The 20,882-nt window shown below is 72.2% G+C and carries 15 protein-coding genes; 8 read left to right on the top strand and 7 right to left on the bottom strand.

Features of this window, described 5'->3' with window-relative positions; genetic code table 11:
- Positions 1-87 precede the first annotated feature (87 nt).
- Positions 88-465: a DUF3499 domain-containing protein gene (locus ABZ893_RS34580; protein WP_361412015.1), complete on the bottom strand. Its 378-nt coding sequence runs from the start codon at positions 463-465 to the stop codon at positions 88-90.
- Between the two features lie 333 nt (positions 466-798).
- Here ABZ893_RS34580 and ABZ893_RS34575 point away from each other — a divergent pair, with 333 nt between their 5' ends.
- On the top strand, positions 799-1,257 hold the full coding sequence (locus tag ABZ893_RS34575; protein ID WP_361412041.1) for a metallopeptidase family protein: 459 nt from the start codon (positions 799-801) through the stop codon (positions 1,255-1,257).
- Positions 1,258-1,353: 96 nt separating this feature from the next.
- On the opposite strand, the gene ABZ893_RS34570 is transcribed toward ABZ893_RS34575, so the two are convergent.
- The 3 genes from ABZ893_RS34570 to ABZ893_RS34560 form a co-directional block, all read right to left on the bottom strand.
- Positions 1,354-2,859, bottom strand: a complete 1,506-nt coding sequence (locus ABZ893_RS34570) for a DUF5719 family protein (RefSeq protein ID WP_361412013.1) — start codon at positions 2,857-2,859, stop codon at positions 1,354-1,356.
- Entirely contained in the window at positions 2,856-6,563 is a 3,708-nt protein-coding gene (locus ABZ893_RS34565) for a glycosyltransferase (RefSeq protein WP_361412011.1), read from the bottom strand. Before ABZ893_RS34565 ends, ABZ893_RS34570 begins: the two co-directional genes overlap by 4 nt.
- A gap of 234 nt (positions 6,564-6,797) precedes the next feature.
- Entirely contained in the window at positions 6,798-7,061 is a 264-nt protein-coding gene (locus tag ABZ893_RS34560; protein ID WP_127831770.1) for a WhiB family transcriptional regulator, read from the bottom strand.
- A gap of 708 nt (positions 7,062-7,769) precedes the next feature.
- Here ABZ893_RS34560 and ABZ893_RS34555 point away from each other — a divergent pair.
- The 3 genes from ABZ893_RS34555 to ABZ893_RS34545 are packed head-to-tail and all read left to right on the top strand — an operon-like array spanning position 7,770 to position 10,567.
- A complete protein-coding gene (locus ABZ893_RS34555) occupies positions 7,770-8,282 on the top strand; it encodes a cysteine dioxygenase family protein (RefSeq protein ID WP_361412009.1) in 513 nt (170 codons plus the stop codon).
- A 33-nt stretch (positions 8,283-8,315) separates the two neighbouring features.
- Positions 8,316-9,272, top strand: coding sequence for a 2-phospho-L-lactate transferase (cofD, locus tag ABZ893_RS34550; protein WP_361412007.1), 957 nt, complete (start codon positions 8,316-8,318; stop codon positions 9,270-9,272).
- On the top strand, positions 9,269-10,567 hold the full coding sequence (locus ABZ893_RS34545) for a coenzyme F420-0:L-glutamate ligase (protein WP_361412005.1): 1,299 nt from the start codon (positions 9,269-9,271) through the stop codon (positions 10,565-10,567). The genes cofD and ABZ893_RS34545 overlap by 4 nt, the downstream gene beginning before the upstream one ends.
- 235 nt (positions 10,568-10,802) lie before the next feature.
- Here the strand turns inward: ABZ893_RS34545 and ABZ893_RS34540 are convergent, their stop codons facing one another.
- The 3 genes from ABZ893_RS34540 to ABZ893_RS34530 form a co-directional block, all read right to left on the bottom strand.
- A complete protein-coding gene (locus ABZ893_RS34540; RefSeq protein WP_361412003.1) occupies positions 10,803-11,813 on the bottom strand; it encodes a DNA-3-methyladenine glycosylase 2 family protein in 1,011 nt (336 codons plus the stop codon).
- Between the two features lie 280 nt (positions 11,814-12,093).
- The gene (locus ABZ893_RS34535; RefSeq protein ID WP_361412001.1) at positions 12,094-13,176 is read right to left on the bottom strand and encodes an NDP-sugar synthase; all 1,083 of its coding nucleotides are present in this window, start codon (positions 13,174-13,176) and stop codon (positions 12,094-12,096) included.
- 81 nt (positions 13,177-13,257) lie between these two features.
- Positions 13,258-14,652: a peptidoglycan recognition protein gene (locus tag ABZ893_RS34530; protein WP_361411999.1), complete on the bottom strand. Its 1,395-nt coding sequence runs from the start codon at positions 14,650-14,652 to the stop codon at positions 13,258-13,260.
- 274 nt (positions 14,653-14,926) lie between these two features.
- On the opposite strand from ABZ893_RS34530, the gene ABZ893_RS34525 reads away from it, so the two are divergent.
- From ABZ893_RS34525 to ABZ893_RS34510, 4 genes are all read left to right on the top strand, one after another.
- A complete protein-coding gene (locus ABZ893_RS34525; protein WP_361411997.1) occupies positions 14,927-15,682 on the top strand; it encodes a TIGR03089 family protein in 756 nt (251 codons plus the stop codon).
- A 264-nt stretch (positions 15,683-15,946) separates the two neighbouring features.
- Positions 15,947-17,140 carry an LCP family protein gene (locus ABZ893_RS34520; RefSeq protein ID WP_361412039.1) on the top strand — a complete coding sequence of 398 codons (1,194 nt, stop codon included), beginning with the start codon at positions 15,947-15,949 and terminating at the stop codon, positions 17,138-17,140.
- Positions 17,141-17,365: 225 nt separating this feature from the next.
- Positions 17,366-19,126: an LCP family protein gene (locus tag ABZ893_RS34515; protein WP_361411995.1), complete on the top strand. Its 1,761-nt coding sequence runs from the start codon at positions 17,366-17,368 to the stop codon at positions 19,124-19,126.
- Between the two features lie 78 nt (positions 19,127-19,204).
- The gene (locus ABZ893_RS34510; RefSeq protein WP_361411993.1) at positions 19,205-20,827 is read left to right on the top strand and encodes an LCP family protein; all 1,623 of its coding nucleotides are present in this window, start codon (positions 19,205-19,207) and stop codon (positions 20,825-20,827) included.
- Positions 20,828-20,882 lie beyond the last annotated feature (55 nt).

The raw sequence follows: 20,882 nt of genomic DNA, 5'->3' as shown, positions 1-20,882 counted from the left end.
ACTCACAACGTTCATGAACGCGGACGAGAGCCAGAAAGGCAGTCACGGTGAACCACCCCTGAGACCGCCCCGCCCGGCAGGGCCCCGTCAGTCCTCCGGCGACCGCAGCACCCGCAGGTGCCCGCGACGCGCGACTTCCATGGGATCGGCGGTGCGGGGACCGGAACCGCCCGCCTCGGCCGCGCGCTCCTGCGGGCGGGCCGCCTCACGGACGGCGTTCGCGAGGGCTTCGAGGTCGTCGCCGCTGGGGCGCGAGGGGTTCGAGGCGTCGGCGAGCCGGACGACCTCCCACCCGCGCGGGGCGGTCAGGCGCTCGGAGTGCTCGGCGCACAGGTCGTAGCAGTGGGGTTCGGCATACGTGGCGAGGGGGCCGAGGACCGCGGTCGAGTCGGCGTAGACGTACGTCAGCGTCGCGACGGCGGGACGGCCGCAAGCGGTGCGCGAACAGCGACGTACAGGGCTCACGACGTTGGACGGTACCGCACTCTTGAGCGGGCCGCGACGACTCCCCGGGAGGTCACCCCACCGTGTCGTGGCACGAAACGGCGCACAAGGGCATCCGGGAGCGCATCGCTGACCTGCGCGGACCGCTGGTGGTGCGCCCCTTCGCCGTACTGGACGCGGTCACCACTCGGGGCGAAAACGGGCAGGAGCCGAAGGGCCCGCGGTCCGGGAGAGATGCCGAATCGTGCCCAAGTCCGGCTCGATCGGTCAGGAAGCGACACGTCGGTTCCGTGCGAGGCCCGGGTGCCGGATGACGGGCGGCGGTGCGCACCGGAGGATTACGCTGCGTCAGTGATGGAGAACCCCGTACCGCCGCCCGCCGCCGAGCCGAAGCCTCCCCGCCGCCGAGACCGGCACGGCAGGGGTATGCGCGGGCCCGTCGCCCCGCCGCAGGTTCCGCTCTCCGCGAGCCGGGCCGAGGGGTTCGCCGATCTGGTGCAGGACTCCGTGGAACGGCTCGAGCGGCGCTTCCCGCAGCTCGCCGACATCGATTTCCTGATCCTCGAAGTGCCCTCGGTCGGGGAACCCGGTGCGGGCTGGAGCGACGAGTCGGTGCCCCTGGGCGGCACCATCGCCGCGCGCGAGGGCCGCCCCGCGCGCGTGGTCATCTACCGGCGCCCGGTCGAGATCCGTACGAAGGGCCGCGACGAGCGCGCGGCCTTGGTGCACGACGTCGTCGTCGAGCAGGTCGCCGAACTCCTCGGCCTCTCACCGGAGGCGATCGATCCGCGCTACGGGGACGAAGAGGACTGACGACGGCGGACGGCGGGGCGCACCGTCAAGCGCCCCGCACCATGCGCCCCGCGCCTGGTCAAAACCCCGCCCGGCCCCGTCCCGCCCCGCCCAGACTCACTTCTGCAGCACAGAAAGATCCTGGTCAGCCCTCGGCACCGACACCATCCCCCGGTCGTCCGGCAGCGTCTGCACCGTGAACATCGGCAGTCCCGGATTCCCCGGGTCCGGCACGTCCAGCATCCGCGACCCGTAGACCTCGCCGCCCGACACCTGCTCGACCGTCAGCGCGTACGTGCCCTTGAGCCCGGTCGGGGCCGGGGGCTGTACGGACACGGTCGTGCCGGCCTTCACGGTGTACGTCTTCGTGGCCGGGGTGCCGCCCTCGGTGCCCGCGGACGCCGTCACCTTCACGGTGCCGGTCTCGCCGGGGGCGGTCAGGGACAGCGTCGAGCCCTTCGCGCGGTTGTCGGCGACGGTCGCGCGCTCGCCGACGGAGCGGGTCGCCGGGATGAACGCCGTCTCCTGGTTGGAGCCCGTGCCGCGTACGACGCGCAGGGCGGCCACGACGGGAACGGCGTCCCCCGTGGGGCTCAGGACGAGGGATCCGGCCTCGCCGCGCGTCACGTCACCGAGGTCGACGGTGGTCGTCATCCCCGACTTGACGTGCAGGCTCTCGTGTCCGGCCGGGGTGATGCGGCCGTTCGCGGAGGCCAGCTGGAGCTTCAGGTCGGCGTCGTTGTCGCCGGGCGCGAAGACGACGAGGCGCACGCTCGTGGCGTCCTTGGGGATGCCGGGCAGGACGACGGTGCCCGCGGGGTCGGCGGAGGGGGACAGCCAGTCGCCGCCGAGCTTGTCGTCGGCGGCGAGGACGGCGGCCGCGACCCGGCCGCTGCGGGCGGTCACATGGAGGGTGAGGTTGGTCTGGGGCTTGTCGGTGAGGGTGGACAGCAGGACCGGCACGCTGGAGTGCGGTCCGACCTGGATGCCCTCGCCCACGTCGGACTTGATGGCGCCGTCGGGCCCGTAGAGCTGGACGTCGACGACGGCGGCCGAATCGTCGGGGTTGGTGAGGTGGATGTAGTCGCTGCGCTCCTTGGCGGTGCTGGCGCCCGGGAACCAGAAGTCGGTGTCGGGCGCCGAGCAGTTCACCCCGAGGAGGCCGCGGCCGGTGCCCGCGCTCACGGACGTCGTCTGCTGAACGGTCCAGCCGGGCGCGAGGTTCCCCTCGGCGGTCCCGACGAGGGCGGGCGAGTCGGCGCCGGACGCGTCCCCGGCGACCGGCTGCCCCGGCTTGCCCGGGGACAGCACGGGCTTCGCGGCCTTGCCCTTGCCGGTGCCGCCCGCGCTGCCGTCCGCCAGCTCGCGCGTGGCGGGCGACAGATCGGCCTTGCCGGAACTTCCCGACCCCGTCGTCACGGGTGTGTACGACGTGTACGAGGTCTCGGCGAGGTCGGACGCGCTGGGCGCGGGGCACAGCAGGCTGGAGCGCTCGACGGGCAGCCGGGCGGCGGCCTTCGCGGTGTCGTCCCCGCCGGTGCCGGGCGCGGTGGCCGCCGCGAATCCGGTGACGGCGGCGAGGGTCGTGGCCGCGGCGATCAGGGACAGGGTGGTGCGGTTCACTGCTGGCTCCCGTCGGGGCGCTCACTGTCGGTGCCGTGCGGCGGCTGCGGCTGCTGCGACGGGTCGTACGCGGTGTCAGCCGGGTCGTACGGGGTGCCGTACGTCTGCTGCTGCCCGTTCCCGTACTGCTGCCCGCCGTCGTACGTGCCGCCGTAGGCGTACGGGTCGTACTGGCCGGCCTGGTACGGGTCCGCCTGGTAGGGGTCCGCCTGCCCGGCCGGGTCGTACGTGGCCTGCGGGTAGGCCGCGCCCTGGTACGGCTGTTGCTGCTCGCCCGCGGCGTACTGGCCGTGGTCGGCGGCGGCGTACGAGGGGGTGTCCCATTCGCCGTAGGACTGCTGCTGCGGGACGCTCGCCCCGGCTTCCTCGGCGGGCGCGGCCTGTTCGGCTTCCGCTTCCGCCTGGGCGCGCAGGCGGCGGGCCCTGCGGCCCTCGCCCTCGACGGCCTGCGCGGGGACGACGGGCTCCTCCGGAAGGTCGTCGTCCACGTCCCGGCGGCGGCCCGGCAGGGCGAGCACCACGAGGACGAGGGCGAGCGCTCCCTGGGCCCACAGCCAGGCCGTGTGCGAGGCGGGTGCGTCGAAGGTGACGTCGAGACGGCCGCCGTTCGCGGGCAGTTGGAAGCCCTGGGCCCAGCCGTCGACGGTCGTCTTGGTCAGGGGCGTTCCGTCGAGGGTCGCCGTCCAGCCCGCGTCGGCCGTGTCGGCGATGCGCAGGACGCGGCCGGGCTTGCCCGCCGGGATCTTCGTGTGGAGTTCGACGGGTCCGGCGGCGACGGCCTGCGGTTCGTCGGAACCGGAAACGATCGACGCACGGGAGACCTGCCGGTCGACGCGCCACAGGGCGGTGCCGTCCTGCTGGCTGAGCCGGGACAGGCCGGGGGTGGCGTCGAGGACGCGGCTCATCTGGCGGGGCGCGCCGTCGCGTACGAGGACGTAGCGCACGGCGAATCCGCCGAGCTGGTCGGCCTGGTCGGCGCCGGAACCGGCGACGAGGTTGGCGACGACCTTGTCGAGCCGGGCGTTGCTGCCGCCCGCCTCGGTCAGTTCGGCGTCCCCGAGCCGGGCGCCGGCGCCGCGCACCAGGGTGTACGTCACCTTGGCCGTGGAGTCGCCGCCCATGACGAGGGTGCGGGCCTGGTCCTGGGTGTCGCTCTCCTCGGCGACGAAGGCGGGCACCTGGACCGGGTCGCGCCGCTCCAGGGGGCCGTCGGCGCCGCGGATCATCCAGCCGCCCGCGGCGAGCAGCGGTCCCGCCGCCGCGGCGAACGCGATGAGCGCGGCGACCGGCTGCTTCCAGCCGAAGCTCTGCTCGGCCACACGCGAGCGGGCCCCTTCGGCGCCGAGCACGGCGGCGCCGAGAAGGGCGATGCCGTAGACGAGGGTCGCGGGTCCGGCCCAGGCCGAGGCGTTCGACAGGGCCGCGAAGACCAGGGCCACGAGGGCGATGGCCCAGGCGGTGAGGATCGCGGGCCGGCGCTCGTCGCGCAGGAGCGCGGCGAGTCCGGCGAGGACGATGCCGATGAGGAGCAGGGAGCCGAGGGTGCCGGAGCCGCCGGGCGAGGCGCCGAGCAGGCCGAGCGCGGACGCCGACCCCTTGCCGTACGGGAGACCGGCCTCGTGGAAGAAGCCGAACGGGAGCAGCGTCAGCGACCAGGGCGCGAGCATCAGGAGCGGGGTCCCGAGCGCGGCCAGGAAGCGGAGGACGTACGCCGTGATGTCGCCGCGTCGGACGGCGAGGAGGGCGATGCCGAGGACGACGGCGATGGGCCACACGATCGGCGTGAAGGCCGTGGTGATCGTGAGCAGCAGGGCGTACGCCCAGGTGGCGCGCCAGCTGCCGCGCGCCCCCTCGTTCATCAGGCCGCCGGCGGAGAGCCCGGCGCGCGCGATGAGCGGCAGCAGGATCGCGAGGACCGCCGTGCCGATGCGGCCGCCGGCGAGGGCGCCGGTGGCGGCGGGCAGGAACGCGTACGCGACCGAGGCCCACGCGCGCAGGAGGCGCGAGGTGACCAGGGGGCGTGAGGCGAAGTAGGCGGTGAAGCCCGCGAGCGGTACCGAGCAGACGAGGAGCACGGTGACGGCGAGTCCGGTGGAGCCGAACAGGAGGGTGGCGAAGGCCGCGACGATCGCGAGGTACGGCGGCGCCGATTGGGTGCCGCCGGTGCCGGTCGGGTGCCAGCCGTCGAGATAGCGCGACCACAGGTCGGACGCGCCGCCGGGCGCGGGCAGGAGTGCGCCGCCCGCGAGCGCCCCGCCGCCGAGCAGTGCGCGGCAGGCGATGAGGGAGACGAAGAGGAGGACGACGAAGAGCATCGGTCCGGGCTTGCGGGCGATGCGCTTGAGCCGGGCGAACTGCTCGACCTGGAGGAAGTCCGCGTCGTCTCCGCCGGGTCCGGACTCGACGGCTCCGCCGTGTCGTCCGGCGGCGTTGATCTCGGGGTCGGAGGCGCCGAACATGTCGCCGGCGACCTGCTCGACCGTCAGTCGGACGGTGGCTCCGGGCGGCGGGAAGAGGGGCTTGAGTTCCTTGGGATCGACGACGCCCTTGCCGCGCCGCCTGCGGGCGGCGAGGATCCTCTCGGGCCGCAGGAGGACGCCGAGCAGGCCGGTGATCTCGTCGAACGCCTGGCCGGGCACCTTGCCGACGAGGTAGGCGACGGTCCGCAGGAGTGTGCCGAGGACGAGCCGGATCAGCACCCACGGCAGCACGGCCCCGCGGGTGTTGACGAGCAGCGTGTAGACGGCGCCGGCCTTGTCGACCTTGTGCGGGGACGTCGCGGTGCGGCCGACGCAGTCGACGGTGCGGCGCTCGCGCGAGGCGGCCTCGGCGTGCCGGACGACGGCGTCGGGCGCGATGACGACGCGGTGTCCGGCGGCGTGCGCGCGCCAGCACAGGTCGACGTCGTCTCGCATCAGGGGCAGCCTGCGGTCGAACCCGCCGAGCTGCTCGAAGACATCACGCCGGATCAGCATTCCGGCGGTGGACACGGAGAGGACGGGCTGGACCTGGTCGTGCTGGCCCTGGTCCTGTTCGCGGCGGTCGAGGCCGGTCCAGCGGCGCCCGGAGTGGGCGATGGAGACGCCGACCTCCAGGAGCTGCCTGCGGTCGTACCAGCCGCGCAGCTTGGGGCCGACGACGGCGACCTCGTTGCCCAGCTCGCGTTCGTTCTCGACGACGCGCAGGAGTTCGGCGAGGGCGTCGGGGTCGGGCGCGCAGTCGTCGTGCAGGAGCCACAGCCACTGCTCGGGCTCGCCGTACGGCAGGTCGGGGAGGTCGTACGCGTCGTCGCGCCAGGTGCGGCTGACGGGGTCCCAGCCGCTGGGGCGCTTGAGGTACGGGAGCTCCTCGGGCGTCAGGACGCCCGCGGAGCGCTCGGCCTCGTCGACGGCCTGGCCGAAGCCGGTGCGGCGGGCGAGGTGGAGGACGCGCTCGTCACCGATCGCGGCGGCGATCAGCGCGGCGGAGTCGTCGGCGCTGCCGGTGTCGGCGGCGACGGCGTTCTGTACGGGGCGTTCCTGGCCGAGCAGTCCTGACAGGACGTCGGGCAGCCAGCGCGCTCCGTCGTGGGAGACGAGCACGGCGGTGACGACATGCCGGGGGAACTCGGGTGGCGTGGCCGGGTCTTGCGCTGCGGCGTGCCCCGGATTGAACGCGGCTGCGGCAGTGTCGGATCGGCCTGCCGGATGGCTGTGCACGGACATCGAGGTACGGGCCCCGGTTCGTTGGACTGCGGTGGACGCCTGTGCCCCACGGGGGCGCCGGGGCGTCTCGGACGGGGCCCCACACTAACGGCTGGCAACAATCGCGGCCCGCCCCCTGTGGACAACTCAGGGCGACGGGCCGGAGGTCAAGCGGAATTGAGGCTTCGGACAGCGTTTCCTGACGCGTCCCTGATGTCGCGAATGCCGGTATGCCGCGAACACCGGTCGGACCGGTCAGACGGCTGCCTTCTTCAGGCGCCGGCGCTCCCGCTCGGAGAGCCCTCCCCAGATACCGAACCGCTCGTCGTTCGCGAGCGCGTATTCGAGGCACTCGGACCGGACCTCGCAGGCGAGGCAGACCTTCTTGGCCTCGCGGGTCGAGCCGCCCTTCTCCGGGAAGAAGGACTCGGGGTCGGTCTGGGCGCAGAGCGCGCGCTCCTGCCAGCCGAGTTCCTCTTCCGCGTCCTCGACCAGCAGATCCTGAAACGACTCGGTCATAGTGCGCCCCTCGTCCGTCTGTGCGTCCCCGTGATGCTGTCGTCACCGTTTTCGGCTGAACGACACGAGTGAAATTACAAGTGTGCCGATCCGGGCCAGTCAAGCCGAGATCTGCTATTGGGCCCCTTATTCACTCTGCGGAACCAAGGGTATACGGAAAGTGTTCAAATCGGCATAAACCTTGACACTTGCCAGTGGCCCATCCCGGGCCGTCACTCCCTGTCAGGCACCCCGCGAACCTTGCGCGGACCTGTACGAAGAAGGACGCCTCGGGTATTGACCCCGTTCCGGGAGCGCCGCCGGAGCGTTCCGGATCACAGTGCGGATCACGGGAGTGCGACGGCGTTTACGCGCCCGGTTGAAGCGCCATGTGTCCTGGCCCGAGAGTGAACAAACCTTTCGCCTGGCAGGACAACCGGATGAGGTGAAACATATCCCACAATCCGGACAACAAGTTGACACAGAAGGAATGAACCGGTGTCCTGTTGGGCATGTTCGCGAACTTGGCGCTTTCGATGACCCGCCCCGGGTCCCTCGGTGCTGCCCACGCGAGCTGTCGCTGTTGCTGTACCAGCTGTTGAGCCTTCCGCGCTCCGGCTGAATCTCCCCACGCTCCACACCGCCCGTCGGCCGTCTGCCGACGCGCGCGACGTCCGGCGTCACCCCAGCATCCGCACACCCCCACTCCGCCGAGGAACCACCACACCCATGAACAGCGACAGCGACCTCCAGATCGCCGGCGACCTGCTCGAAGTGACCCACCTCCTCCAGCCCCCGCGCGAGCACCCGGCCACCGTGGCCGAGTTCGCCGGCCTCGCCCGCTCCATCGCCGCCGACCGCTCCCAGTGGGAACACCTCGTCGAGTACGACGCGACCACCCGCTGGTACCACCGCCTGCGCACCGGCCCCGGCTACGAGGTGTGGCTGCTCTCGTGGGTGCCCGGTCAGGGCAGCGGGGCGCACGACCACGGCCCGTCCTCCGGGATACTGACCGTCCTCCAGGGCGAGTTGACGGAGCGTACGGAGCGCGCCGACCGCACCCTCACCGAGGGCGCCCAGCGCGTCTTCGCACCCGGTTACGTCCACGAGGTGGTCAACGACGCGCTGGAGCCGGCCGTCAGCCTGCACGTGTACTACCCCGGTCTGACCGAGATGCCGATGCACGCGCCGCGCTGCGTCAGCGGCGAGGCCCGGGACGCGCGGGATGCCGTGACCGCCTGACGCACCGTCGTACCCGCCTGCGATGCTGGGCACATGCGCATTGTGGTTCTTGCAGGCGGCATCGGTGGTGCCCGGTTCCTTCGCGGTCTCAAGCAGGCCGCCCCCGACGCGGACATCACCGTCATCGGCAACACCGGTGACGACATCCACCTCTTCGGTCTCAAGGTCTGTCCCGACCTCGACACGGTGATGTACACGCTCGGCGGCGGCATCAACGAGGAGCAGGGCTGGGGGCGTACGGACGAGACGTTCGCGGTCAAGGACGAGCTCGCGGCGTACGGGGTGGGGCCCGGGTGGTTCGGGCTCGGCGACCGTGACTTCGCGACCCACATCGTCCGTACGCAGATGCTGGGCGCCGGTTATCCGCTCAGCGCGGTGACCGAGGCGCTGTGCGAGCGCTGGCAGCCCGGCGTACGCCTCATCCCGATGTCCGACGACCGCGTCGAGACGCACGTCGCGGTGACCGTCGACGGGGAGCGCAAGGCCGTTCACTTCCAGGAGTACTGGGTGAAGATGCGGGCCTCCGTGGACGCCCACGCCGTGGTGCCCGTCGGTGCCGACCAGGCCAAGCCCGCGCCGGGTGTCCTCGAAGCGATCGCCGCGGCGGACGTCGTTCTCTTCCCGCCGTCCAACCCCGTCGTCAGTGTCGGCACGATCCTCGCCGTGCCCGGCATCCGTGAGGCCATCGCCGAGGCCGGTGTGCCGGTCGTCGGCCTCTCCCCCATCGTCGGCGACGCGCCCGTGCGCGGGATGGCGGACAAGGTGCTGGCCGCCGTGGGCGTCGAGTCGACGGCGGCCGCGGTCGCCGAGCACTACGGATCGGGGCTGCTCGACGGGTGGCTCGTCGACACCGTGGACGCGGGCACCGTGGAGCGGGTCGAGGCGGCGGGCATCCGCTGCCGGGCCGTGCCGCTGATGATGTCCGACCTCGACGCCACCGCGCAGATGGCGCGTGAGGCGCTCGCGCTCGCGGAGGAGGTCCGCGCGTGAGCGACGCCCCGTCCTTCCGCGCCTGGGCGCTCCCCGGGATCCCCGAGATCCGTGAGGGCGACGACCTGGCCAAGCTGATCGCCGCCGCCGAGCCGGGGCTCGCCGACGGGGACGTCCTGCTCGTCACGTCGAAGATCGTCAGCAAGGCCGAGGGCCGGATCGTCGAGGCCACCGACCGTGAGGCCGCGATCGACGCGGAGACGGTGCGCGTCGTGGCCCGGCGCGGGCCGCTGCGCATCGTCGAGAACAAGCTGGGCCTGGTCATGGCCGCCGCCGGCGTCGACGCGTCGAACACGCCGGCGGGCACGGTGCTGCTGCTGCCCGAGGACCCGGACGCGTCCGCCGCGGCGATCCGGGACGGGCTGCGGGACGCGCTCGGCGTGGACGTCGGCGTCGTCGTCACCGACACGTTCGGCCGCCCCTGGCGCAACGGCCTGACCGACGTCGCCATCGGCGCGGCGGGCGTACGCGTCCTGGACGACCTGCGCGGCGGCACGGACGCGTACGGGAATCCGCTCAGCGCGACCGTCGTCGCCACGGCGGACGAGCTGGCCGCCGCCGGTGACCTGGTCAAGGGCAAGGCGGACGGGCTGCCGGTCGCCGTCGTGCGCGGCCTGCCGCACGTGGTGGGCGAGAGCGCGGGGGCGCGGGAGCTTGTGCGCGTCGCGCGGGACGACATGTTCCGGCTCGGCACGTCGGAGGCGGTCCGGGAGGCGGTGACGCAGCGGCGTACGGTGCGGGCCTTCACGGACGAGCCCGTGGACCCGGGAGCGGTACGGCGTGCGGTCGCCGCGGCCGTGACGGCGCCCGCGCCGCACCACACGACACCGTGGCGCTTCGTGCTCCTGGAATCGCCGGAGTCGCGCACACGGCTCCTGGACGCGATGCGGGACGCGTGGATCGAGGACCTGCGGCGCGACGGCAAGAGCGAGGAGTCCATCGCCAAGCGGATCCGCCGCGGCGACGTGCTCCGCCAGGCGCCCTACCTGGTCGTGCCCTGCATGGTCATGGACGGCTCCCACACGTACGGCCACGCCCGCCGCGACGCCGCCGAACGCGAGATGTTCGTGGTCGCGGCCGGCGCGGGCGTCCAGAATTTCCTGGTAGCCCTCGCCGGCGAACGCCTCGGCTCGGCGTGGGTGTCGTCGACGATGTTCTGCCGCGACGTCGTACGCGACGTGCTGGACCTGCCGGAGAACTGGGACCCGATGGGCGCTGTGGCGGTGGGCCACGCGGCGACGGAGCCTGCGGCGCGGCCGGTGCGGGAGGCGGGGGAGTTCTTGGTGGTGCGGTAGTCGCGGGGCTGCCGCTTGGCGATGTGGGCGCGGGAGCGCTTGGGCTTTCGGCGGGGTGGGGCCCGACGCGGACCCTGACCGCGGGAGCGCTGGCTTCCAGCGCGGTGAAGCCCGGCGCGGGCTCTGACCGCCAGCCGCGCGGCGGTTCCCGCTGGTGTGGCTCGCCGGGCTGACGGCGGTGTGGGGGCCGTGGCCGTGGGGCACGCGGCAGCGGTCGCCCCCGTCACAACCGGCACTACCACTCCGCGATGTTCGTGCGGCGCATCTTTGGTTGTCTGCGTGGGGGTGTGTGGCCGGTCAGGAGGATGAGGCGGGCCGCTCGGTGGCGTTGGCCCTGGTCCTCGTACGGGGCCAGGAGGCGGAGCATCTCGGTGTCGTCCGCGTCGCGGTTGCCCGTGAGGGCGTAGCCGACGATGCCGGGCAGGTGGAGGTCGCCGGTCGTCACCGCGTCGGGGGCGCCGTTGCTGCGCTGGACCGTCTCGGCGGAGGTCCAGGGGCCGATGCCGGGGACGAGTTCCAGGCGGGCCCTCGCCTCGGACGGTTCCATGGCCGCGGCCTCTTCCAGGCGCCGGGCCACCTTCACCGCTCGCAGGATCGTCGACGCGCGCTTGTTGTCGACGCCCGCGCGGTGCCACTCCCAGGACGGGATGAGGGACCAGGTGCGGGGGTCCGGCATGACGTGCAGGCGCAGCGGACCCGTCGGGCCGGGGGCCGGGGTGCCGTACTTGTGGATCAGGAGGCGCCAGGCGCGGTACGCCTCGTCCGTCGTGACCTTCTGCTCCAGGATCGACGGGATCAGCGACTCCAGGACCAGCCCCGTACGCAGCAGGCGCAGCCCCGGCCGGTAGTGGTGGGCGTGGGCGAGGATCCGGTGGCGGGGTTCGAACGCGGACGGGTCGTCCAACTCACCCAGGAGCGCGGGGAGTTGGGCCAGGAGCCAGTCGGCGCCGGGCCCCCACGCGGCCGCCTCGACCTCGCCGCCGCGCAGGGCCATCCGGAGCGTTCCGGGGCCCTCGGGGGTGCGGGTGGCCCGCCACACCGAGCCGTCACGCAATACACGGAACGTGGGGTCGGCGGGCCCCCGCCTCAGCGGCCCGATGGTCAGGCCCAGGTCGAACGGACCCTTGGGCGTCCAGCGACGCGTACGTGCGGCGGTCGCCGGACCCGGGACGACGGCCCCGGGCGCACCGGCCTCGCCACCGCGCACCGTGGTGCGCGTGGGTCGGGGTGCGAATCGGCCGGCCACAGGTTCCTCGTCGGTTGGAGTGCTCCTCGCAGCGTAGAGGGTCGGGCTCCGCGAGCCCTACTGCTCGGAGGCGAAGCCCGTAACGGGGAGAAGCACGCAATGGCCGGGCCGGCAGAGACCGCCACCGACCATGGTCGGAGGCAAAGCCGGTGGTGGCCGGGCCGACCGAGACCGCGTCCACCAGCCCGGGTCGGGGGCGAAGCCCGTAACGGCCGGCCGAGGGCCCGTAACGGCCGGCCGGCCGAGACCCCCCGACCGGCCGCCCCAGAACCACAACCCCCTACTGATCCGAAGAGAACCGGATCGCCCCCGCCGGGATCCGCGCGTCGCACCACACCCGTACGCCCGACTGGAGCTCGTTGTCCGGGCCCACGTGTGCGCCGTCGCCGATCACCGCTCCCGTGAGGATCGTGCGGGCGCCGACGTGGGCGCCGTGGCCGACGAAGGAGTCGGTGACGATCGCGCCCGGCTCGATGGTCGCGCCGGAGAGGATCGTGCTGCCCGAGATGCGCGCGCCCTCGCCCACCGTCGCGTTCTCGCAGACGACCGTGCCGCCGGTGAGCTTCGCGCCGGACGCGACGGAGGCGGTCGGCAGCGTGAGGCTGTCGCCGCGGCGCCCGGGGACGGCCGGGGACGGGGCGCGGCCGAGGACGAGGTCGGCGGATCCGCGGACGAAGGCCTGCGGGGTGCCGAGGTCCAGCCAGTACGTGGAGTCGACCATCCCGTGGAGGTGGGCGCCGGCCGCGAGCAGTTCGGGGAACGTCTCGCGTTCCACGGAGACCGGCCGCCCGGTGGGGATCCTGTCGATGACCGAGCGCCGGAACACGTACGCGCCCGCGTTGATCTGGTCGGTGACGATCTCCTCGGGCGTCTGGGGCTTCTCCAGGAACGCCTGCACGCGGCCCGTGCCGTCCGTGGGGACGAGCCCGAACGCCCGCGGGTCCTCGACCCGGGAGAGGTGCAGGGAGACGTCCGCGCCGCTGCTCTCGTGCTCGCTCACGAGCGCGCGGATGTCGAGGCCGGTGAGGATATCGCCGTTGAAGATCAGGACCGGGTCGTCGGGCGCCGAGTGGAGCCGGGACGCGACGTTGCGGATCGCGCCGCCGGTGCCGAGCGGTTCCTCCTCGGTGACGTACTCGATGTGCAGTCCGAGGCGTGAACCGTCGCCGAAGTACGGCTCGAAGACCTCGGCGAGATACGACGTGGCGAGCACGATGTGCTCGACGCCGGCGGCTCTCGCCCGGGCCAGCTGGTGCGTGAGAAACGGGACGCCTGCCGCCGGGACCATCGGCTTGGGGGTGTTCACGGTGAGCGGTCGCAGTCGGGTGCCCTTGCCGCCGACCAGGAGGATCGCTTCTTTCACCTGTCGTCTCTGCTTCCTGCTGGGGCCGGTCGAACTGCCTTTCGGCCGGCCAGTTTATGCAGACTGGGGGGTCCGGCCGGGTCAGCGGCCCTGGAGGCGGGCCGATGTGGTCCGGGCGGTGCCGAGCTTGTCGTACAGGAGGCGTCCGGGGCATTCGGTCGCGAAGCCGTCCCGGTGGCCTGAGATCACGTTCAGTCGTACGTTCGTTCCCTTGCGGTACAGATTGCCACCGGCCGACGTGAGATATGTCTTACCGCTCGGATTCACGCCGTAGAGGCCGAGCTTCCAGGCCGTCAGATCGGCGATGCCCTTCACGGCGGCGGCCGGTGGGGCGGTGGAGGCGAACGTGCCGAGGACCGCGATTCCCATGCTGTTCGTGTTGAACCCGAGCGTGTGGGCGCCCATGACCGGCTTCGCGACTCCGCCCGCGCGGCCCTCGTAGATCGTGCCGCACTTGTCGACGAGGAAGTTGTAGCCGATGTCGCGCCAACCCATGCTCTTCACGTGGTAGCGGTAGATACCGCGAATGACCGAAGGGGCCTGCGCGCACGTGTAGTTGTTGCCGGTCGCGCTGTGGTGCACGAAGGCCGCCTTGACCTTCGACGTGTAGACGAAGTCGCGCTCGCGGATGCTCTCGTCGGCGCCCCAGCCCTTGCGGGTGACGATGCCCGGGCGCGCGCCGATGTACGGGCGGACCTTGGCGTCGGCCTCGCCGCCGCGGGCCACGAGGAGTTCGGCCTCGGTCTCCTTCTTGCTGAGGGCGGGGATGGTGGTGGCGCCCTGCGGGGCGAGGTCCGCGTTGACGGCGGAGGCGGCCGCGGACTCGGCGGCCTTCGCGGCGGCACCGCGTGAGGCGTCGGCCTGTGCGCCACCGGGCGGGGGCTCGACTCCGGGGTCTACGAGTTCCAGGCGCATCCCCTTGGGCAGCGGGGCCTGCGCCGACGCCTCTGAATTGCCGGCGCGCCGTACTCCCGTCGACTCCGGCCGCACCCGCACCTCGACCCCGTCGGACGCGCCGACCCACAGCGGAGCCGTCGCCCCGCGCAGCCGGCCCGAGTCGTGCTCGGCCGTGCCGAGGTCGGGCGCGTGTTCGTCGTTGTGGGTCTCGACGTCCTGCCAGTCGGACCAGCCGGCGCCGCGCGTAGCCCGCGTACGTACCTGGACCCTGCCCTCCAGCGCGGCCGACGGGTCGTCCCAGACGACGCCCACGAGCGAGAAGGGGCGGACCTCACGCCGCGTCAGACCCTGCTCGCCCGGGGCGCGCAGGGCACGGTCGTGCGGCAGGGCGGACAGGCGGAGCGACTGGGTGCTGCCGGGGACGGCCTCGGCGGCCCCCAGGCCTGGGACGGCCGCGGCGGCACGGGTTCCGGGGGCCGGGGACGCGGTGGCCGCGCCCGCTCCGGTGGGCAGGGCGAGCGGAAGGGCGAGGGCGGCCGCGCAGGTGACGCCGACCGAGGAAGCAAGAAGTCCACGCATGACCACGATCTTGGACATAGCCGTACATATATGTCCATCGGGAAGTGCCATTGGTGGGCACGGGAACTGACGGCCCGTCGGACGTTTACGGCGCCCACCTCACCCACCCGGCCGCACGCCACCCCCACCCGGCCGCACCCCGCTCACGCACGCCTCACCCACCCTCAACCGCACCCCGCCCACACCCGCCTCACCCCCACAGGCCGCACCCCACCCACACGCCCCTCCCCCGCCCAGCCGCGCCGCCGCACGCGCCCCGCGTACCCTTGCGCCCGTGAACGCCACCGACCGCACCCCCGCCGACCTGCTGCGATCCGCGCTCGCCGCCGATCCAGGACGCCCACTGGTGACTTTCTACGACGACGCCACCGGCGAACGCGTGGAACTGTCCGTGGCCACCTTCGCCAACTGGGTGGCCAAGACCGCCAACCTCCTCCAGGGCGACCTCGCCGCCCAGCCCGGTGACCGGCTCGCCCTGCTGCTGCCCGCTCACTGGCAGACCGCCGTCTGGCTGCTCGCGTGCTCGTCCGTCGGCGTGGTCGCCGACGTCGGCGGCGACCCGGCGGCGGCCGACCTCGTCGTCAGCGGCCCCGACTCGCTGGACGCGGCGCGCGCCTGCTCCGGCGAGCGGCTGGCGCTCGCGCTGCGCCCGCTCGGCGGCCGCTTCCCGCAGACCCCGGACGGCTTCGCCGACTACGCGGTCGAGGTGCCGGGCCAGGGCGACCGCTTCGCCCCGTTCGCGCCCGTGGACCCGGACGAGCCGGCGCTCGTCGTCGCGGGTGCCGAGTTCACCGGCGCCGAGGTCGTCGAGAAGGCGCGCGCGGACGCCTCCGACCTGGGCATCACGGGCCCCGGCTCGCGCCTGCTGTCCGGACTGCCGTACGACACGTGGCGCGGCCTGAGCGCGGGTCTGTACGCACCGCTGGCGACCGGCGGGTCCGTCGTCCTGTGCCGCCATCTGGCCGATCTCGGCGAGGAATCCCTGGCCAGGCGGGTGGAGGACGAGCGGGTCTCGGCGACCGCACGCTGAGACACCCGGGGGCCCTGTCCCCCGTATGGCCCAATCCACCCCCGTTCCCGCAGGCCAGGGGCCGCGTGGGGGTTCATGGTCGAAGGAGCGCAGCAGCGCACCGTCGTCACATGAGGGGTGGACGCGTACGTGAGCGATACCGCTGGCACGCCTGGGAACCCGCGGCGCCCGGACGAGGAGGACGCGCGGGAGCAGGTCACGTACGGACCGGCGGCGGGTTCGTCGCCCACCGGCGCGTGGCGGGCCAGGCGGCGCAGGCGCTGGCTGCGGTACACGGCGCTCGGCGCGGCCGTCGTCATACTCGGCGCGGCCGGCGCCGGCTTCGCCCTGTACGAGAAGCTTCAGGGCAACATCACCGCGGACACGGCGGCGGCCCGGGAGCTCGCCCGTTACGAGAAGGAGCGCCCGACCGCGCTCGTGCGGGGCGCGCAGAACATCCTGCTGATCGGCTCGGACTCACGCGCGGGCGCCGGCAACAGCGAGTACGGCCGTGACTCGGGCACCCAGCGCTCCGACACGACGATCCTGCTGCACATATCCGCCGACCACAGAAGCGCGACCGCCGTCTCGCTGCCCCGCGACCTGATGGTCGCCGTGCCCGGCTGCCGCAGGCCCGACGGCACCCGCACCGACCCGGCGTTCGCGATGTTCAACTCCGCCTTCGAGAGGGGCGGTTCGGCCTGCACGATAAGGACCGTCGAGAAGCTGACCGGCATAAGGGTCAGCCACCACATGGTCGTCGACTTCAGCGGGTTCAAGGAGATGGTCGACGCCGTCGACGGCGTACAGGTCTGCCTGAAGAAGCCCGTGGACGACCCCGACGCGCACCTGAAGCTGCCCGCGGGCAAGAAGACGCTCGACGGCGAGCAGGCCCTCGGCTTCGTACGCGCCCGCAAGAGCATCGGTGACGGCAGCGACACCGAGCGGATGGACCGCCAGCAGCGGTTCCTCGGCGCCCTCGTGCACAAGGTGCAGAGCAACCAGGTGCTGCTCAACCCGACGAAGCTGTACCCCGTGCTCGACGCGGCGACCTCGTCCCTGACCACGGACCCCGGCCTCGCCAGCCTGCGCGGCCTCTACAACCTGGTGCGCGGTGTACGCGACATTCCGACGGACCGCGTCCAGTTCCTGACGGTTCCGCGCCGCCCGTACGTGTACGACCCGAACCGCGACCAGCTCGTGCAGCCGGCGGCCGGTCAGCTCTTCGACCGGCTGCGGACGGACGGCCCCCTGGTGGTCGCCCGTCAGATGCCGGTGGGCACCACTCCGCAGAACATGCCGACCCCGGCCGTGGGCTCCGACGACTCGGCGTACGAGCACGACGGGTACGACGACGGCGCCGGAAACTCGGGGGACAACGGAAAACCCGGCGGACACGCGGCGTCCGAGGGCTCTCCCGAGCCGAGTCCGACCCCCACGTTCCGCGGCAACACGGCGGCTCAGGATGCCTGTGGGTAAAGCGATGCCCAAGGGGCGGGCGCTGCTTTCCAAGATATGAGGCGGATTGCCCGGTTGTAGGAACGTGGAATTTGTCACCGTCGTCGCCTGCCGCTGAACTGGGCGGATAGTGTGAGCGATCCGGTGCCCCCGGCCGACGCCGGCCGCGCACCGCTTACCGACTTATTGGGCGCCTTCTTGAGGGGGAAAGGCGCCGCGTGGCCCCGACGGAGGATGCAGACAACCGTGGACGCGCAAGGCCGTGGGCGGGCGGACGACATCGACCCCGCAGACCAGTGGGTACTCAACCCGCACACCGGGGATTACGAACTGCGACTGGGCCCTTCCGCTGCGCAGTCGCCCGTACCCGGCCCGCGAAGGACCGACCGGCGTGCTTCGGGCCGACGGGGACAGCCGGTACAGGACGGGCCGAGGAGCAGGTCCCGCGAATCCCGCGAGGAGCAGGACAGCCGTGAGGTCCCCGGGCAGCGCAGGCGCCGGGCCCCGCAGCCCGAGCCGCCCGGCAGGCGCCGTTCCCGCAGCGCCAAGCCCAAGAAGTCCAAGGCCAAGAAGGCGCTCCTGTGGACGGGCGGCGTCATGGCCTTCGTCCTGGTCGCCGGTGTCGGTGGCGCGTATCTGTATCTGCAGCACCTCGACAACAACATCAACAAGGACGACGTCGTCGGCGCGAAGAACGGCTTCAGCAAGGACGAGGCGTTCAACATCCTGCTGATCGGCACGGACAAGCGCACCGGCAAGGGCAACTCGGGGTACGGCGACAAGGGCAGCATCGGCCACGCGGACACCAACATCCTGCTGCACGTGGCCAAGGACCGGTCGAACGCGACGGCGCTGAGCATCCCGCGCGACCTCATCACCAACATCCCGGACTGCCAGGTGCGGGTGAACGGTGAGCTGAAGACGATCTCCGGAACGCCGAACACCCGCTTCAACACGAGCCTCGGCCAGGCGGACCGCGACGCGGGCTGCACGATGGCGACGGTCAAGGAGATCACGGGCATCCAGCCCGACCACTTCATGATGGCCGACTTCAACGCCATCAAGACGCTGACGACGGCGGTCGGCGGTGTGGAGATCTGTCTCGCCAAGGATGTCGACGACCCCGACTCGCATCTCAAGCTCTCCAAGGGCAAGCACAACGTGGAGGGCGAGCAGGCCCTCGCGTTCGTGCGCACCCGGCACAGCTTCGGCAACGAGGGCGACCTCGACCGCATCAAGCAGCAGCAGCAGTTCCTCGCCTCGCTGATGCGCAAGATGAGCTCCAGCGACACGCTGACCAGCCCGAGCAAGCTGACGGACCTGGCCGACGCGGCGACCAAGGCGCTGACCGTGGACACCGGCCTCGGGCACATCTCCACGCTCAAGGACGTGGCCATGGAGCTGAAGAAGGTGCCGCCGAAGAACATCACGTTCACGACGCTGCCGGTGGTCGACAACCCTGCCGAGAAGGTCCACGCGACAGTCGTCGTCAACCCGGCCCAGGCGGACCCGCTGTTCGCGATGATGCGCGACGACGTGTCCCTGACCGAGGTGGCGAAGGACAAGAAGGCGGCGAAGTCGAAGGAGGCGGCGAAGCAGGCGGCGCTGCTCAAGGGCACCCGCGCCGACGCGTCCCAGGTCCGGGTCGACATCTACAACGGCAGCCAGACCGTGGGCGCCGCGCAGACGACGCTGACGTGGCTGCAGAACACCGAGGGCGTCCTCAAGTCGAGCCAGCTGGGCAACGCGCCGAAGACGCAGGCGAAGACGACGCTCGAGTACGCGCCGGACCAGGCCGACCAGGCCCGCAAGCTCGCCGACATCATGGGGCTGCCCGCGTCCGCGATGAAGCCCGGCCACAGCGAGAAGAACGACCAGGGTCTGCCGGCGATGATCCTGACGCTCGGCGGCGACTTCAAGGCGGCGGGCACGCCCATCGCCGCGCCGGCGAAGGCGCCGGAGAACATCCAGAAGGCGACCGCCGACAAATCCGTGTGCGCCAAGTGACAACCCCGGCCGCCTCATGACTGTCTGACAGGCAGGACCGGGGCGGCCGCGGCGTATGCCGGGGCGGGAGGGTGGGGCATGAGGCAGGGCGATGTGCGTGACGGTCGGCGCACGGCCGGTGGGCCGGGGTCGATACCGGGCCAGCGGCAGGACGACGGTGACGGTGACGGCGGTTCACCGCGCGCGAGGAGGCGTGCCGGTAAGCCACCGCGCCGTCGGAGACACCGGATACTGCGCTGGTTCGCGATCCTCCTCGCCGTGGCGCTGATCGGCACCGCGGCGGCGGGCTATCTCTGGTACCAGCACCTGAACCACAACATCAGGACCGACAAGCTCAACATCGGCGAGCACCACGCGGCGCGGCCGACGCCGAACGCGGCGGGCCAGACACCGCTGAACATCCTGCTGATCGGCTCGGACGCGCGGGACAGCAAGGAGAACCAGGCACTCGGTGGCGCCAAGGACACCTTCGGCGGCACGCCTCTCGCGGATGTGCAGATGCTGGTCCACGTGTCGGCGGACCGCAGCAACATGTCGGTGGTGAGTATGCCGCGCGACACCCTCCTCAAGCTCCCCGCGTGCACCGACCCCAAGACGGGCAAGACGTATCCGGCCACGGTGGGGCGGCAGATGGCGAACCAGTCGCTGGGACGCGGCGGTCCCGGCTGCACGGTGGCCACGTGGGAGATGCTCACCGGCATCCACATCGACCACTTCATGATGGTCGACTTCTCGGGCGTCGTCTCCATGGCGGACGCCATCGGCGGTGTGCCGGTGTGCGTGGACGCCAACATCTACTCCAAGGACCGCCTGGGCCACGGTTCGGGCCTGAAGCTGGCGAGGGGCACGCACTCGGTCAAGGGCGAGCAGGCCCTGCAATGGCTGCGTACGCGCTACGGCTTCGAGGACGGCAGCGACATCGCCCGCACCAAGGCCCAGCACATGTACATGAACTCGATGGTGCGTCAGATGCGGGAGAACGCCACCATCACCAACCCGGGCAAGCTGCGGGCGCTCGCCGAGGAGGCCACGAAGGCGCTGAAGGTCGACGAGGGCCTCGACACCGTCAAGAAGCTCTACGACCTGAGCAACGAGCTGAAGAAGCCGGCTCCCGACCGCATCACGATGACGACGATGCCGTACGTGTACGAGGGCCCGCGCGTGGCCCCGAAGCCGGAGGACGCCGACAAGCTGTTCCGGCTCGTGCGCGAGGACATCGCCCTGGACGGCAAGGACAAGAAGAAGAAGCCGTCGGCCGATGAGTCCGTCGCCCCGGCCGCGCCCGACGCCGAGATCGCGGTGCAGGTCCAGAACGGCACGCGGACGGCGGAGCTGCCGGCGGTGCCGGGCCGGGCGAGCGCGGTGACGGCGGTCCTGACCGGCAAGGGCTTCACGAAGGCGGTGGCCGACCAGGGTCAGGCGCCGAGCCAGGAGAGGACGGCCGTCCTCTTCCCCAGTGTCGACCTGGCGGGCGACGCGCAGCGGATCGCCAAGTCCCTTGATATTCCGCTGAGTTCGGTCAAGAAGTCGACCGACGTGTCGGCGGTGACGCTCGTCGTGGGCGCCGACTGGCGGCAGGGCGACACGTACACCGCGCCCGCGAAGGCGGCGGACGAGAACACCACCCCGGACACGGCGAACGCGCTCAACGGCGCGGACGACAAGGCCTGCATGAAGGTGAACAAGGGCTTCACCTGGTGACGTGAAAGCGCGCGCCGGAGCAGTGCTCCAGCGCGCGCTGACGTTCCCTCAGGCC

This window comes from Streptomyces sp. NPDC046821 (assembly GCF_040645335.1).
Taxonomy (GTDB): Bacteria; Actinomycetota; Actinomycetes; order Streptomycetales; family Streptomycetaceae; genus Streptomyces.
This window is presented reverse-complemented; position numbering and strand designations above follow the sequence as displayed.